Annotated in this window: 15 protein-coding genes; 12 read left to right on the top strand and 3 right to left on the bottom strand. The window is 60.4% G+C overall.

All coding sequences use genetic code 11. The features are described 5' to 3' along the window. Positions 1-162: 162 nt before the first annotated feature. Positions 163-549, bottom strand: coding sequence for a hypothetical protein (locus LWF15_RS02565; RefSeq protein ID WP_232808687.1), 387 nt, complete (start codon positions 547-549; stop codon positions 163-165). Positions 550-836: 287 nt separating this feature from the next. Here LWF15_RS02565 and LWF15_RS02560 point away from each other — a divergent pair, with 287 nt between their 5' ends. Continuing rightward, on the top strand, positions 837-1,274 hold the full coding sequence (locus tag LWF15_RS02560; protein ID WP_232808686.1) for a helix-turn-helix domain-containing protein: 438 nt from the start codon (positions 837-839) through the stop codon (positions 1,272-1,274). Here LWF15_RS02560 and LWF15_RS02555 read toward each other — a convergent pair. Continuing rightward, positions 1,257-1,514 (bottom strand): hypothetical protein, encoded by a 258-nt coding sequence (locus LWF15_RS02555; protein ID WP_232808685.1) that lies wholly within the window; start codon positions 1,512-1,514, stop codon positions 1,257-1,259. The genes LWF15_RS02560 and LWF15_RS02555 overlap by 18 nt on opposite strands. A 655-nt stretch (positions 1,515-2,169) precedes the next feature. On the opposite strand from LWF15_RS02555, the gene LWF15_RS02550 reads away from it, so the two are divergent. The 6 genes from LWF15_RS02550 to LWF15_RS02525 all read left to right on the top strand — a co-directional run bounded on the left by LWF15_RS02550 (position 2,170) and on the right by LWF15_RS02525 (position 10,217). Beyond that, on the top strand, positions 2,170-3,117 hold the full coding sequence (locus LWF15_RS02550; RefSeq protein WP_232808684.1) for a hypothetical protein: 948 nt from the start codon (positions 2,170-2,172) through the stop codon (positions 3,115-3,117). Then, on the top strand, positions 3,104-4,300 hold the full coding sequence (locus tag LWF15_RS02545; RefSeq protein WP_232808683.1) for a hypothetical protein: 1,197 nt from the start codon (positions 3,104-3,106) through the stop codon (positions 4,298-4,300). The genes LWF15_RS02550 and LWF15_RS02545 overlap by 14 nt, the downstream gene beginning before the upstream one ends. A gap of 382 nt (positions 4,301-4,682) precedes the next feature. After that, positions 4,683-6,173 (top strand): class I SAM-dependent DNA methyltransferase, encoded by a 1,491-nt coding sequence (locus LWF15_RS02540; RefSeq protein WP_408622405.1) that lies wholly within the window; start codon positions 4,683-4,685, stop codon positions 6,171-6,173. A 176-nt stretch (positions 6,174-6,349) separates the two neighbouring features. Then, a complete protein-coding gene (locus LWF15_RS02535; protein ID WP_232808681.1) occupies positions 6,350-7,717 on the top strand; it encodes a restriction endonuclease subunit S in 1,368 nt (455 codons plus the stop codon). Next, entirely contained in the window at positions 7,714-9,420 is a 1,707-nt protein-coding gene (locus tag LWF15_RS02530) for an AAA family ATPase (RefSeq protein WP_232808680.1), read from the top strand. Before LWF15_RS02535 ends, LWF15_RS02530 begins: the two co-directional genes overlap by 4 nt. A 5-nt stretch (positions 9,421-9,425) precedes the next feature. Next, positions 9,426-10,217: an HNH endonuclease family protein gene (locus LWF15_RS02525; RefSeq protein WP_232808679.1), complete on the top strand. Its 792-nt coding sequence runs from the start codon at positions 9,426-9,428 to the stop codon at positions 10,215-10,217. Positions 10,218-10,732: 515 nt separating this feature from the next. Here the strand turns inward: LWF15_RS02525 and LWF15_RS02520 are convergent. Then, complete coding sequence (locus LWF15_RS02520; protein WP_232808678.1) at positions 10,733-11,443, bottom strand: hypothetical protein; 711 nt, start codon at positions 11,441-11,443, stop codon at positions 10,733-10,735. A gap of 186 nt (positions 11,444-11,629) precedes the next feature. Here LWF15_RS02520 and LWF15_RS02515 point away from each other — a divergent pair, with 186 nt between their 5' ends. The 5 genes from LWF15_RS02515 (at position 11,630) to LWF15_RS02495 (ending at position 14,521) form a co-directional block, all read left to right on the top strand. Then, positions 11,630-12,193, top strand: coding sequence for a dihydrofolate reductase family protein (locus tag LWF15_RS02515; RefSeq protein ID WP_232808677.1), 564 nt, complete (start codon positions 11,630-11,632; stop codon positions 12,191-12,193). 13 nt (positions 12,194-12,206) lie between these two features. Next, a complete protein-coding gene (locus tag LWF15_RS02510) occupies positions 12,207-12,401 on the top strand; it encodes a type II toxin-antitoxin system RelE/ParE family toxin (RefSeq protein ID WP_232808676.1) in 195 nt (64 codons plus the stop codon). Then, the gene (locus LWF15_RS02505) at positions 12,398-12,712 is read left to right on the top strand and encodes a transcriptional regulator (protein ID WP_232808675.1); all 315 of its coding nucleotides are present in this window, start codon (positions 12,398-12,400) and stop codon (positions 12,710-12,712) included. The genes LWF15_RS02510 and LWF15_RS02505 overlap by 4 nt, the downstream gene beginning before the upstream one ends. 68 nt (positions 12,713-12,780) lie before the next feature. Next, on the top strand, positions 12,781-13,509 hold the full coding sequence (locus LWF15_RS02500) for a hypothetical protein (protein WP_232808674.1): 729 nt from the start codon (positions 12,781-12,783) through the stop codon (positions 13,507-13,509). Between the two features lie 106 nt (positions 13,510-13,615). Then, positions 13,616-14,521 (top strand): chitosanase, encoded by a 906-nt coding sequence (locus tag LWF15_RS02495; RefSeq protein ID WP_269809424.1) that lies wholly within the window; start codon positions 13,616-13,618, stop codon positions 14,519-14,521. The last annotated feature ends 50 nt before the right edge of the window (positions 14,522-14,571 follow it).

Here is a 14,571-nt window from a genome sequence, read left to right as displayed (position 1 = left end):
CTTGGCCAACGGCCCACAACGCTTACTGCCAGTGCTGGAACGCATTTCAACCCTCAATCCTGGGGAACGTGTGCTGATCGACGAAGGGCGATGCCCGGAAGGGGCGCCCCGAACCCGGCGAGGGGACGGGGCGCCACATCCATCCGGACGAGGGGACCTGGACTACGACGCCTGCCGCTGCGCCCGAGTCGGGGCGCGGAAACCCGTTGCTCGGTAGGCGATAGCGACGCGGGGCTTGGCGCGGTTGGAGTCCAGGTAGGGGATGACCTGCAGGCCGTCGAACTCGGCCGGAGCCATCAGTCCGGCTGGCGGGACCGGCTGGTGATCGGCCGGGATCTTGACCTTGATCTCGCGTCGTCCCTGCTGCGCGGTCGGGTCCAAGATGCTGACCGCCCACAGTCGCTGGCCGGTCTGCTTGTCCAGTTCCTGCGGGTCGACATTTCCCGCCTTGCGCTTGTCGAAGTCCTCCACGGCGTCCACCGAAAGAACCATGATGGGCTGGGTGAACACGTCCTCGTGACGGACATTGATACGGCCCTCAACAGCCATTTCTTCGGCTCCCACTCTCGCCATTCAACCGCCCACACTCACCCGCCCCAATCGAGCGGCGTGAAGTGCTTTCTCTGCGGTGTCAGCCCTGTCTGAGCTGCGAGAACATCGTGAACCGCTCGACAAGCGCGCATCAACGCTTAGGTAGGCGGTACAAGGTGGACCTCATATTTTCTATGCCAACCTCACATGAGCGGCGCACCGGAATTAGACATGGTTTGCATAGTGGCCAGAAAAGGCAATACTGGGGGTAAGAAATGGCCGTGTCGGCGGTTACCATTCCGGTTATGGCTGAGCGGGGAACGCCTACGGTGTACACGTCCCGGGGGCAGGTCGACGGCGAGGACTGGCAGGCAGTGGCAGCAGCGCTGAACGAGCGCATGGCAGCCCGCAGGATCGGCCAGCAGGAGTTGGCGCGCCTGTCAGGGATTTCGGTCTCGACGCTGCGCACCGTTCAGCACGGCGCGAGCCGACGCGTGCAGAACAAGACGTTGGAGGCGATCGCCGTTGCCCTGGACTGGCCGGCCGATCACCTGATCACCCTCCTGGTCACGACCCAACGGCAGGTGCCGGCCAAAGACGTCGGCGGGGACGTCGGTGGGGACCAGGTGGCCGTCGCGATAGCCCGGGTCGAGCAGACGTTGCAGCAGCTCAGCGACCGGTTGGCCAGTGTCGAGAACCACCTGCGGGGCGACCAAATGGCCGGCTCAGACCCAGGCGCGTGAGTTCAGGCCCAGGGATGAGTACGTCACGAACATGACCCACGGCGTGATGGCCGAGAACTTCACCGAGGCCACCCCGTCGAGCTGCATCACGCAGGCCCGCGCCAGTTCCCGCTGATTGCTTGTCGGGTCCAGGAAGACCGCCACCGCCGACTCGCCGGTGAGAGCGCGGGGCAGCGGCGAGGTGCGTTGCACCGTCACCCCGTGTTCGCGCAGCATCGAGACGAGCCCGTCAGCGTCCATCGTGACCTCTCCTTGGCCGACAAAACAGCGAGCCCGCGCGCACTTTCCCCGTCGAGTGCGCGCGGGCAGTCCTGAGATGTGGGTGCGTGCCGAACCGTCACCCCGAATGAGGCCGGCACGCACCCCGGCGCCGCTCTTACCGCAGCGGAGGGAGGCTGAGCGGGAGCCAGGCGCCGCCCCCGACCCTCACCGGCCGGGAGTCTTCTGACGAGGGACCACGGCCCGCCGCGCCGGATCCTTCGATCGGTCGGTTCCATGTTGTTCGGGTTGTTCGGCCGGCACCGCTCTTGCCCGTCCGACTCTCACGCGCTGCCCGCCCATACGTTGGCGTGGAAAACGGCTCAGATTCACAGCTTCCCTCCCGCTCCGATCCTTGGAGCCGGCCTCTCCCGAGGACTCGCGCCGCTGTCACCCGGGAAAGGCCGGTGAGACAAGCCTGCTTCGCCCCCCAGACCAGGGGAAACGCACGCCGCACCTATACCGACTCCACATGAACCGTCGCCGGAACTGATGACGATCAGCGGTTACCGAACGCTGTCGGAGCGCTCAAGCGCTTGAAAAGCGGCATGCCGCTCATACAGGGTTGACTTGGGCGCGGTAACCTTCCGCTTACCGAACGCAACGCAGCAGTGGGTGGCACCAGCGAGGGGGAAGCATGCGGGAGCAGTCGGACTACACGGTCTCGGATGACGTTCTGGCCCGCGCCGACTTCCAGGAAGCATGCCGAGAGCGCGACTTCCAGCGCATGTTTCACCTGATGCGGCAGTGGGACCACGCCAGCCAAGACCGCATCGCCGCCCCGATCGAGAACATGACCCAGTCCCGGGTCAGCCGGATCATGACCGGCAAGGACCGCATCGCCTCCGTCGAGGTGATGGAGCGGATCGCAGACGGCCTGCACATCCCCGGCGGCTTCCTCGGTCTGGCCGCTCGTGAATGGGAAGCACAGGCGCCCCAGCCCTGGCCGCACGCCACGAGCCCGGCGAACATCGGCGGCAACCTCATCAGTGCCGACATGCCGACCGAGGCCACCGCAGGCGAGGTCATCGACCGCTGCCTCAGCGCCCGGGTCGAGGTCGATGTCAAGGGCCGTGTGCGCCTGCACTACATGCATGAGCTGACCAATCTGTCCGATGCCCCGTTCACCAGGTTCAGCCGGCAGTTCTGGTTCAAGCACGTCGACGGTCCGCTGATCGTCGAGCCGGACCAGGCCAGCGAGCGCAACGTCCTGATCCAGCGGCTGCACGAGACCGAGCTTCAGGTGAAGTTCGCCTGCCAGATCTTCCCCGCGATCAACCCCGGCGAGACCGCCCGGGTCGGCTACTCGTGCACCGGTGGCCTGTTCGACAGCGAGCTGTACTGGCGTCAGTCGGTCTACCGGCCCACCCAGAAGCTTCACTTGCAGATGCGCCTCGGTGGGGTGGACGCTCTGACCGGTTGCCAAGCGGTCGAAGAGCGCCCGGACGGCTCGGAGATCACGGCGACCGAGAGCCTGACGTGGAACACCGACGAGAACGGAATCGTCATCGACCTGAACCGCCGCAACCTGCGGACCAACCAGACCGTCACCCTGCGCTGGGACGTTGCCCGTGCGACTGCGTGACCAGGTCGAGGCCACCGTCCGAGCCTGGGACGCCCACGAAGCAGCCCGAGGCGGACGACAGGTCATCGACTACGACTGCGCCCCACCCGAACACCCCGTAGGCCCGGCGAGCAGCCGCCTGGAGGTGTTCGAGCAGCTCACCGCCTACCAGCAGCAGGCCCAGGCCGATGGAGACGCCGCGGTCGAGCGCACCGTGCGCGCCCACCTGGCCTACCTCGGCAGCGTCCTGGGCCAGCGCCCCGAGCTGGACGACTACATGCGCGCCACCCAGGGATGCGGCACCGCCGGCTGGTCGGAGGAGTACATCCTCGAGCTTGCCGAACGCGCCCGTCAGGCGCTAGCCGACCACGGCATCGGCTGGAACGCCAGCACCGGCGACGAGCTGCACCAGCTCTATGGGCCGATCACCATCGACGAGGCAGGCGAGCGCGTCGGCGAAGAGGCCGCCAAGGTCGAGCCCATCGTGCGGGAGCTGACCGGCACCACCGCCCCGTTCACGGTCAAGATCGAGGTCGTCGACGTGGACGACTACTGGTCGTTCTGGGTCGACGGCGCCGGCACCGCCGCCCGGCTGCGGTTCAACAAGCGCACCGCCAGCTTCACCGAGACCCGCCTACGCTCCTTCGCCCAGCACGAGCTCCTGGGCCACGCGTTGCAGTGCTCCAGCTTCAGCCAGACCGGCACCACCGAAGACGTCCCCTGGGTACGGACCCTGACCACGCACCTGCCCTACCAGTCCCTGCTGGAAGGACTGGCCACGGCGTGGCCGATGTTCACCACGCCGGACGATGAGCGGCTGATGACCTACCAACGGGTCACCCACTACACCCACCTCGTCCGGGCCGAACTGCACCGCGCCATCAACGCCGGCCACTCCGTCCGCGAATGCGCCGACCACGCCCGCGCCCGCGTCCCGTGGATGTCCGCCCGCGAGATCGGGAACCTGCTCTCCGACCGAGGCACCGAGCCCATGCTCCGGTCCTACCTCTGGTCATACCCCGCCGGCACCGACTGGTTCATGAACCTTGCCGAACAAGCCGACGCCCCCACTATCGACAAGGTCCTCCGGACGGCGTACCACCACCCGCTAGCCCCGGCCGACCTTGCCGAACTGTGGCCGGCCGGTCCAGTCATCGGTGGCGACGGAAGTCCGATCACCCTCCGACGACCCACGACTGTCTGAACCAGACACCCAACAGAGACGAGGGCAGGAGGCACCAGCATCGTGCTTCCTGCCCTCAGCTCACGCTCCAGGACCAGTTGCCGAACAACCGGGACACGCCCTGATTGCCGCAGGAGTGATCGGCGGCAACGGCGGGTCAGCTCAGCGCATGGTCAGCCGGGATGCCCCGCCGGGCATGCGGCACCTGCGGCACCGACCCGACGGGGCACCCGGCGCTACGACGCCAGCGACTCTCGTGCACTGCCGAATTACTCTCTTCTGGATCAAGAGATGTAGCGCGAGGTGTCACGCTCAGTTACACGAGGGTAGAATAAAAGGTGCAAAGGGTGCAAATGGTGAACACTTGGCGACCGAGCGGGAGTTGCGGAGCTAGGCTGAGCGTGTGCTAAGGCCCTGCGGAGCCTTCGACCGGCCACTGGAGAAAGCATTGAGTACAGCATCGAATGACCAGGTCGCGAGGCTCTGGAACCTATGTAACGCACTTAAGGACGACGGCGTCACGTACCACCAGTACCTAACCGAGCTCTCGTACCTGATTTTCTTGAAAATGGCTTCCGAGAGCGGCATGGATGATCGTCTTCCCTCCGGGGCACGCTGGTCTCACTTGCTTGCATCAGACACGGCCCAGGTTCTTGAAAGATACAGGCAGGCTCTTCAACTCCTGAGCGAATCGAAGTATCCATACATTGCCGCAATTTTTGATGATGTTTCGTCGTCTGTTCGACGGCCAGCCACGCTTATGGCGCTGTTGGAAGGAATCGAACGCTTTGAATGGTTCCGCGTCAAACAAGAAGGCTTGGGTGACTTGTATGAGGGTTTGCTCGAGCGAAACGCGACCGAAAAGCGCTCGGGTGCCGGTCAGTACTTTACGCCGCGGACCATTATCGACTCAATGGTGCGAGTTACCCAACCAAGTCCTAAAGACGTGATTCAAGATCCTGCTCTTGGCACGGCTGGATTCTTGATCTCAGCAGCCCGTTACATAGTGGCGAAGCATGGGAGGTCTCTCTCGACAGCGCAGCTGAGCAAAATATTCGAACGCTCTTTCACCGGCATGGAACACGTTCACGATACCTATCGGCTAGCTCTCATGAACATGTTCTTGCACGGCTTTACGACGCCGGAAGGAATCCCAGGAGTCCGCTACGGGGATACGTTGTCTGAAGGACAGTCATTGCCAGCGGCCTCCCTTATCCTTAGTAACCCGCCCTTTGGCACGAAGCGAGGAGCAGGGCTTCCAGCTCGACAAGACCTGCCTTACCCTACAAGCAACAAGCAGCTGTGCTTCTTGCAACATATTTATCTGGGTTTGCGCGATGGGGGGCGCGCGGCCGTGGTCGTACCTGACAACGTGCTTTTTGAGGACGGCATAGGCAAACTGGTCCGCCAAGACCTTATGAATCAGTGCAGCCTTCACACGATCTTGAGATTGCCGCCAGGCATATTTTACGCCGCATCGGTCAAAACCAATGTCCTCTTCTTTACTAAGTCAAAAGGGGCAAGTAAGGGCACCTCTGAGACTTGGTATTACGACCTACGAGGTGCACTCAACGGTCGAGTAAAGCAACGCAATCTACACCGCGACCAATTGCAAGACTTCGAGATCCTATTTGGATCTGATCCTTGGGTGTCTGAGAAGGCACTGAATCTGCGCAGGGAAGTCGGAGAGACCGCATCGTTCCGTCGAGTTGATCGACAAGAAATTCACGCGAACGACGACAACCTCAACATTGCCTTTCCGGAAGTTGACGGTCAGGGCGACGCGGAGCCGTTCCAAGACCCTGTGACCGCTCTCCGTCAGATCATCAAGGACCTAAACAATCTGACAGATTCGCTAGGGCAGCTAGCCGAAAATGTGGAGCGCACAAGTTGACCACGCGACCTCCACACTCTTGGATCGATTGCTTGTTCGGGGAAGTGCTTGACCCTCACTACCGCGTAAATACAAGTCCGGACGACATAACTGACGAGGCATGGATCCTAGAGCTCGAGGATATCCAGCGGGACACCTCAAGGATTCTCAAGCGTGAGACTCGCGCCAATCGTCAAGTGCGGTCCGAGAAGTCAAAATTTGACCAGGGAAATGTTCTTTATGGACGGCTTCGACCGTACCTAAATAAGGTCGTGGTTGCCGATGCACCAGGCTTCTGCTCCACAGAGCTACTGGTCCTGCGGTGTGGTCCGGGTCTGGAACCCATCTTCGTATTGTATTGGTTAAAGCATCCGACTTTCCGTCAGTATGCCGAACAGGCGAGCCATGGCATGAACATGCCGCGGTTGAGTAGTGCACGTCTTGCGAACGCACCGTTCAGGCTGGCCCCGGTCGAACAGCAGCGTCAAATTGTCGAAATTGTAGAGCCCTATATGCGGCGTCTGGATGAAGTGGAGGATGCACTCAACGCCATCCCTGCTGTCCTCCAAAGAACGAAGGAAGCTGCTACAACCCGTACTCTTCAGCAAGCTTTTTTGAACAGCGAAGGACGCGAGGCGCGAATTTCGGACGTGTCTGTTCGTACGGCGTACGGGACATCCCGGAAATCGCAAGCAGAGGGTTTAGTTCCTGTCTTACGTATGGGTAACATAGTCGACGGGCGAATTGACTGGACTAATCTGCAATTTACTTCCTATGAACCCGATATCGAGAACTATGCGCTCCGAGATGGTGACCTTCTCTTCAATCGAACTAATAGCCCGGAATTAGTGGGAAAAACGGCCGTATTCCGCAGCGAACAACCCGCTATTCCAGCCGGATACCTGATTAAAGTTACTCTTGATGAAAACGTTCATCCTGAATATGTAGCTCACCTCCTCAATAGTCCTATGGGTCGTGCTTACTGCCGAGAAGTCAAGGTCGACGGATTAAGTCAGTCCAACATCAACAGTGCGAAGCTGTCTGCATTCAAGTTCCCCCTCCCACCACTGGAGGAGCAAGTGAGGATTTCGGAGCAGCTCGACGATCTATTCGAGGATATCGACAGCCTCAAGGCTGAACGCGCCCGTATCGCGGAAGATGTAGGAAAAGCGCGTGAGTCAATGCTTGTTCATGCGTTCGATGGGAAGCTGACCGCATCATCGAAGGAAGATTCATCGGTTACGGAGCTACTTACGAGGTTGGGCCGGTTCATTGCTGAGTCTCGAAGTACGCTGGTAGAAGAGCGGCTGACGCGTCGGAGGGAAAACCAGAAGGTGACAAAAATACAAGGCGTTTCAGGGCCGGCCCACGAACCGCTGCCGGCCAATTTTCTAACCCTACTGTTGACGACGCTTGGCAGTGCCTCTCCTGAAGCTCTGTGGGAGGCCTCGAGCATGCATATTGACGAATTCTACGAACAGCTCCGCCGTGAGGTTGAAGTTGGACTCATCGTAGAACGGCCTGCTGACGAACGCGATGAAAGTCGCATTTTGGAACTCGCATGAAGCTCGTATCGGTCGAACTAAGAGAGTACCGAAACCTCAAAGATTTCCAGGTGTTGTTCGACTCCCATGAATCCACGACTGTTTTGATTGGAGGAAACGGAACGGGTAAGTCTCACCTGCTTGAAGCTTTGGTAGAAATTTTTCGCGATCTAGAGGCACGAAACCCCTCGAGTTTTCAGTACGTCGTCCGGTACACGTGCAGGGGCCATGATGTGGTCATTGACTGCGAGCCCAGCAGAGCGTCGGGGAAAATCAAAGCGAGAGTTGACGGAAAACCTTTAACTTGGAAAAAGCTTCAAGCTAACCTAGACGAGTACCTGCCGAGCTACGTCTTTGCGTATTACTCCGGTTGGAGCAGTAGACTCGAACGCCATTTCGATGAACCTACGCGACGCCACTACACGGCAATCATGGGGAGCTCGCGTGGAGAGCTTCCACTCCGGCGCATGTTCTTCTGCCGCCAGGAGTACAGCCAGCTCGTCCTCCTGGCCTTCTTCCTTGCGCCTAGGGAGATAGCTGAAACTGTCCTACGTAAATATTTGGAAATCGAATCTTTTGATTCTGCTCTTTTTGTTCTTAAGAAACCATGGTGGGGAGCACGCTCCAAGCCGTCCCGAGCTCAACTCGCCGACGGGGATCCTCGGTATTGGTACGCGCGAGGGGCTTTCCGCTCTTTCCTGGATCGCCTCTGGGGGGCGGCATTAGCTCCCATCCGAGCCACCGAAAATATTGCTCGAGACGTGCGCCGAAACCCCGAGCCTACAGAACGACAATTCTTGTACGTTAAAGACTTGGCTGCACTGGCTCTACTTAAGGATGAAGCGGATGCTCCGAAGACGGTTTTTGGGTATCTGGAAAGTCTCTTCTTGTGCGACCTTATGGACGAAGTTCGCGTAACCGTCAAGCGTCGAGACGGAAGCCGCGTCAAATTTTCGCAAATGAGTGAGGGTGAGCAACAGCTACTCACTGTGCTGGGCTTGATGCTATTCACCCGAAATGACGAGTCCCTCTACTTGCTGGACGAGCCGGACACACATTTGAACCCCGTGTGGACGTATGAATACCTTAGTTTGCTACAAGACAGCATAAAGGCCGACAAGGGTCATCTGCTGGTTGCAACCCATAATCCACTTATGGTGGGCGGCTTAGTTCGCGAGCAAGTTCGGCGCTTCTCTAGAGAGCAAGTGCAGGACCTTCCGTCACCGTCCGAGGGCACCGAAGAGCAGTTAGAAATATTCGCTGAAGACGCCGAAAGAGAACCCCGAGATTTAGTCGAAACGTCAGTCGATCTAGACAGACCCTCGGTAGTCAAAACAAAAAGTGTTGCCTTCGAACCAGATTATGATCCCATTGGCCTGGGGATCGAAGGTCTTCTCAAGTCAGAGTTGTATGGCTTGCGTTCGACGCTAGCGCCTGAAGTCTTGGAACTTTTGGACGAACAGTATCGCCTATTGGGGGAAAAGGAATCGACCGCCCAGCAACGAGATCGACTTCGTGAGGTTTCAGCAGAACTACACCGCATGGCGATTATCCACACATTTCCCAACCCGTACTTCAGTGCATTTGCGGCGGCTTTGGCACGCAGACAGCCAGCGCCCAATACGAGACTGACGCAGGCTGCTTTAATTGAGCAGGCTCGACTGTCGGATGAAATCCTGGATGAGCTACTTTCCGAAGATGAGGCATCGGACAACCGCGCATGAGATACGTGGAACTCGTCACTCCCCCCAATGATGCCGCATGGATGAAAAAATCTGCGGATCTATTGGAAGATCTTAAGGCGGCAACGTCAGCAGAAGAACGTGCGAAGATCATCGACGCCAACAGTAGCGTCTGGGGATCGCTAAAGACATGGTTGCTTGCCGCCTCCCACGGTAAGTGTTGGTTCTCCGAAGCCAAAGACTGTTTCAGTCATTGGGATGTTGAACACTTCCGTCCAAAAACTTCGGCGAAAGACAGAGACGGCACAATCGTGGAAGGTTACTGGTGGCTTGCTTTCGATTGGACCAACTTCCGTATATGTGGAAATGTGGGAAATCGAAAAAAGGGAACCTTTTTCCCAGTCAGGCCCGGAACAAATCGGGTAAAACTGGGCGGGGATCAGCGTCAAGAAGAATATTTATTACTCGATCCATCGGATCCCGAAGATCCATCCTTGCTTTTCTTCAATATGGCTGGAGAGGCCATACCGGGTCCCTTTGTGAGGGACGACTGGGAACGCTTGAGGGTTACCTATTCGGTAGAACGATATAAGCTTGATTATGAACCTTTGGTCCAGAAGCGAAAGGCAATATGGTTCGAATGTAATAATACCATTAATGAGTATCTGCGTGAGCTGGACGAGTATACTCAGGACAAAACCAAGATAATAGCGCGCCACCAAGTCAAGGAAGCGGCTAAACGATTGCGTCGCATGGTGGATGTGCGGGAAGAACTTTCTTCGGTTGCCAGGGCGTGCATCATCAGTCGGTCGGATATGAGATTGGCCGGTTTCTTGTGAACGTGCCCCGAGACCAAGCGCCTCACGTGGGGGAGCATCGGAACGGCTCGAAGGGTTGCCCCGAAGTTACTCGCGCGGGACTCCCAGCTCTTTTCGGTACCGCAGCCTAACTCTGAGCACGCTGATCCCGTCGTAACAGTCGGTAGATGCTACGAAGAGAGCGCCGGCGGGAGCGCTCAGTCTTTACTCACCTAATTGAACGTCACGAGCCGCCAGACGACAACAGACGTTCGCAGATGAAAAACCCTCCTGACCTAGCCAATGACGGGCAATCGGCACCACTAGGTGTCACCGGAAACCACAGATTTGGATCAAAAGGTTAGGGGTTCGAATCCCTTCGGGCGCACTCGTTGAGACAGCGACATGAACGGCCCCTGAGCAGCGGAAACGCAGCTCGGGGCCGTTTGTGTTTGGGTGCGGTTCGGCGACCTGGTCGGGCGGGGTGAGTGACTGAATGAGTGACCATGGCTGAGGAGCAACAGTCGGGTGCTGCGGCGTGAGCGTGGTCTGAGGTGTCAGCGTAGGACGGTGAGCCAGGCGTTGGCAGTCTGGCCCTTCTTCCACTTGACCTCGATCAGATGATCGTGGGCCCAGTGGTCAGGCACCGTAAAGGTGACGTACGCGCGGCCGTTGGCATCGGTGCGAATGGAACGCAGCACGCCATCGTCGGACGATCCGCCAATTCCAGGGTCCTCCGCATTAGCGCGAGTCTTGTTGCTGAACAGCCTGTACCTGGCGTGGGCCCGTAGCCCGCTGACGACGACCCCGGCTCGAGAGCCGGCGTAGACCCTGTCAGTGCTCAATGCGAGGGACGGACGGGGCGGGGTGACGGTGATCCAGCCGTGGGCTTGCTCGACCAGGTCGGCTCCTTTGGCTTTCTGCAGCTCGATCAGGTGATCGTGCTTCCAGGTCAGCGGCACGACGAGCCGGGTCGAGAATTCGCCTGTCCTGTCAGTCTTTACCCGGGCCAGCACTGTCACCTTTTCCGAGTCCGACACGTCCGTCGAAGAGGGGTCGGTGCGGGTCTGATGACTGATGAGCTCATAGGTTGTGTTGGCTCGCAGCTGGGCCGCGTCCACTCTGATCGTGCGACTGGCCGAGACGGAGCTCGCGCTCAGCGTCAGTGCCGGAGGCGCGTCCTGGTCTGCCGCAGCAGCCTGCGCGACGCCGGTGGCGGACCCGAGAATGGCTGAAAGACCAGCAATCGCAACGCCGATACGGATCATCGTCCGCCCGTCCCCTCTGAAGGCATCCCTGCGACCTATGAAGGGTACGCCTACTCTGGGTAGTTGAGGTTACTGAACGTAGCTCCGCTTATGTGTAGTCAGGAACCTCGGGCCTATGAACGACGATGATTCTTCGGCGCCGGGATGGTCTGTACGTCTGAGACCGGCTCACGGGAGGCTGACGCCATGGGGAAACTGAGTTTTGCGATGAACGTGTCGTTGGACGGCTACGTCGCCGCACCCGGTGACGACCTCGGCTGGAGCGTCCCGAGCGACGAGCTGTTCCAGTGGTGGTCGGACCGGGTGGGGGCGACCGGTCTGGCGCTGTACGGGCGCAGGCTGTGGGAAGGGATGAGTTCTCACTGGCCTACCGCCGATGAGCAGCCCGGCGTCACCCCGGCCCACGTCGAGTACGCCCAGCGCTGGCGGGCCATGCCGAAGGTGGTGTTCTCTTCGACGATCAGCGAGGTCGCCTGGAACGCGCGCCTGTTCGCCGGTGATGCGGTTGCTGAGATAGCCCGGCTCAAGGCCGAGGACGGCGGCGACATGGACATTGCCGGCGCCACGCTCGCCGCGTCGGCGATGCGGGCTGGGCTCATCGACGAATACATCCTGGTCACGGCGCCGGTCCTGGTTGGGGGCGGCAAGCCGTTCTTCACGGCTCTGGACAGTTGGGTGAACCTGAAGTTGGTCGAGACTCGGACGTTTTCCGGAGGTTTGCTTCTGTCTAGGTACGAGACCAGGGGCTAGGAGCCTGGCGTACTTGACATCCGAGACTGGGCGCGACGTGTCGGTTCGGGTGCTGTTCGTCTTCGACCCTTGGTCGCAGGCGATCCTGCTCGCGGTGGGGAACAAGGCGGGTGACTGGTCGCGGTGGTACCAAGCAGCGATCCCGGTCGCTGAGCAGGCCTACGAGAGCTGGCTGACGCTTGAGGGAAAGCGAAGGGCTGATCAATGACTGAGTTTCACGACTGGGATGACATTCGAGCCGAGCTCGACGATGGTGACAGTGATGCCCTGGCGAAGGAGCGGGCTCGTACCGAGGCTTGGGCGAGCGCCTTCCATCTTGCTGAGGAGCGTCGACGCCTCGGTCTGACCCAGGCTCAGGTGGCGGAGCTCATGGGCGTCACGCCGGGCCGGGTCAGTCAGATCGAGAACGGTGATCTGGATGTCAACGAGGTGGCGACCCTCAGCCGGTACGCACATGCGCTCGGGGCACGAATGCGCATCATCTTCGACTACGGCGACGATCTTCGTCAGATTGCCTGATGCCCTGCGTCGCTGACCGAGTTCCGGAAAATTAGTGGCGTTCCTCAAGGTTGGGCGTGTGCCTTCCGATGGACGTCGTCATGGTGTCCGGTGTGCGAGCTTCCTGCGGGATCTCGCTGGTCCTGATCGCGCTGATGGCGGGTAGTGGATGCTGTGCGTCCGATCGGGCCGCCGGTGAAGTGGTTACAACACGGCCCGTTTCCTCCAGCTCTGCTTTGTTGTCGGAGCCGATGCTCGGCGTCACCGACTGCCTCTCCGGGTACTCGGTCGGAAGCATCGGCGACTACGTCGCAGGGGGTGGGGAGGCTTCGGCTGATGAGGCCATCGGCTTCCTGACTCGCGCGGTCAGTCGCGAGTGGGGATCGGAACTGCGGCCTGAGACGGTTGCGGCGTCAGATTCGAAAGTGGTCGTCGAGTATCTCAGCGACTCGCGGGTGGTTGCCAGAGGTGCGCTGGTTGCCGTGGGCGACAAGTGGCAGATGGAAGGGCTTTCGCAGTGCACTGCCGGACCGGCGGCGGAGGAATCGCCGGCTTCGGCTGCTGGCACGTCATGGCCGTGCTTTACCGAGCTGGCAACGAAGGTCACGCAGGGCGGGAGAGTAGTGGCCCGACCGGAGCTGGTCGGCCTGACGGTGCGGGAGGCGAGGAAGGCTGCCCCTGGGGGCGGGGCGATGGGGCGTAGATTCCGCATTCTTGGAGAGGATGGTGAATGCAACGACCATCATCTTGACGCGTATGCGGACCGTATCAACGTGTTTGTTGAAGACGGGCGAGTCATTTGGGCGTACAACTTCTGACCGGTATGCAGGCCGATAGGCCGGGCTTAGGTCGTAGCGCCAGGCCGTCTTAAAGCAGCGCGAGTACCGTCGTCACCCCTGAAGGAACGGCAGGAAAGGACCAAGCATGCTCACCCTGAGAGCAAAGGCCGGAGTCCTGGTGGGCGGTGTGGTTGCTGCCGCGCTCGCTGCGGGTGTTGCCACCAGTGTGGTTTCGCCTGCCCAGGCCACGGAGTCCGCCCAGGTCACGAAACCAGGCCAGGCCCCGAAGTCGGCCCAGGCCAAGGAATCAGCCCAGGTCACGGAGTCGGCCCAGGCGGCCGACCTGGACTCGCCGGAGAAGAAGGACATTGCGATGCAGCTGGTCTCGAGCGCGGAGAACTCCTCGCTCGACTGGCGGGCGCAGTACGGGTACATCGAGGACATCGGTGACGGCCGGGGGTTCACCGGCGGCATCATCGGGTTCACCTCGGGCACGCACGACATGCTGGAACTGGTCGAGCGGTACACCGACGAGCATCCGGGCAATGGGCTGGAGAAGTTCCTGCCGGCGTTGCGGGCGGTGGACGGGACGGATTCGACCGCGGGGCTGGGGCAGGCCTACGTGAGGGCCTGGGAGGCCGAGGCGGAGAAGGCTGCGTTCCAGCAGGCGCAGGACGCCGAGCGAGACCGGGCGTACTTCGATCCGGCGGTCGAACAGGCCAAGGCCGACGGGCTGCGGGCGCTGGGGCAGTTCGCCTACTACGACGCGATGGTCATGCACGGTCCGGGCGAGGATCCGGTGAGCTTCGGCGGTATCCGGGCGACGGCTCTTCGTAATGCCACGCCGCCGTCTCAGGGTGGCGATGAAACCGTCTATCTCGATGCGTTTCTCGATGCGCGCAAGGCCGCGATGCTGACCGAGGAGGCGCACTCCGAGACCGGGCGGGTGGATACGCAGCAGCGTAAGTTCCTGCGGGAGGGCAACCTCGACCTGGACCCGCCGCTGCGCTGGACCGTCTACGAGGGCGACCCGGTCTACGAGATCCTCTGACCCGAGCTGGGAGATTTTCTGACCCGGCCGCACCGCGTCATCAGTCAAAC

The sequence above is a fragment of the Kineosporia rhizophila genome, from assembly GCF_021277265.1.
Taxonomy (GTDB): Bacteria; Actinomycetota; Actinomycetes; order Actinomycetales; family Kineosporiaceae; genus Kineosporia; species Kineosporia rhizophila.
The sequence above is the reverse complement of the archived record's forward strand: the minus strand, read 5'-3'. Positions and strand labels throughout refer to the sequence as shown.

Excerpts from the sequence above, each read along its gene's own strand:
- LWF15_RS02530 (WP_232808680.1), top strand. The coding sequence starts at position 7,714 with ATGAAGCTCGTATCGGTCGAACTAAGAGAGTACCGAAACCTCAAAGAT.
- LWF15_RS02520 (WP_232808678.1), bottom strand. The coding sequence starts at position 11,443 with ATGATCCGTATCGGCGTTGCGATTGCTGGTCTTTCAGCCATTCTCGGG.
- LWF15_RS02495 (WP_269809424.1), top strand. The coding sequence starts at position 13,616 with ATGCTCACCCTGAGAGCAAAGGCCGGAGTCCTGGTGGGCGGTGTGGTT.
- LWF15_RS02565 (WP_232808687.1), bottom strand. The coding sequence starts at position 549 with ATGGCTGTTGAGGGCCGTATCAATGTCCGTCACGAGGACGTGTTCACC.
- LWF15_RS02550 (WP_232808684.1), top strand. The coding sequence starts at position 2,170 with ATGCGGGAGCAGTCGGACTACACGGTCTCGGATGACGTTCTGGCCCGC.
- LWF15_RS02505 (WP_232808675.1), top strand. The coding sequence starts at position 12,398 with ATGACTGAGTTTCACGACTGGGATGACATTCGAGCCGAGCTCGACGAT.
- LWF15_RS02515 (WP_232808677.1), top strand. The coding sequence starts at position 11,630 with ATGGGGAAACTGAGTTTTGCGATGAACGTGTCGTTGGACGGCTACGTC.
- LWF15_RS02555 (WP_232808685.1), bottom strand. The coding sequence starts at position 1,514 with ATGGACGCTGACGGGCTCGTCTCGATGCTGCGCGAACACGGGGTGACG.
- LWF15_RS02560 (WP_232808686.1), top strand. The coding sequence starts at position 837 with ATGGCTGAGCGGGGAACGCCTACGGTGTACACGTCCCGGGGGCAGGTC.
- LWF15_RS02500 (WP_232808674.1), top strand. The coding sequence starts at position 12,781 with ATGGACGTCGTCATGGTGTCCGGTGTGCGAGCTTCCTGCGGGATCTCG.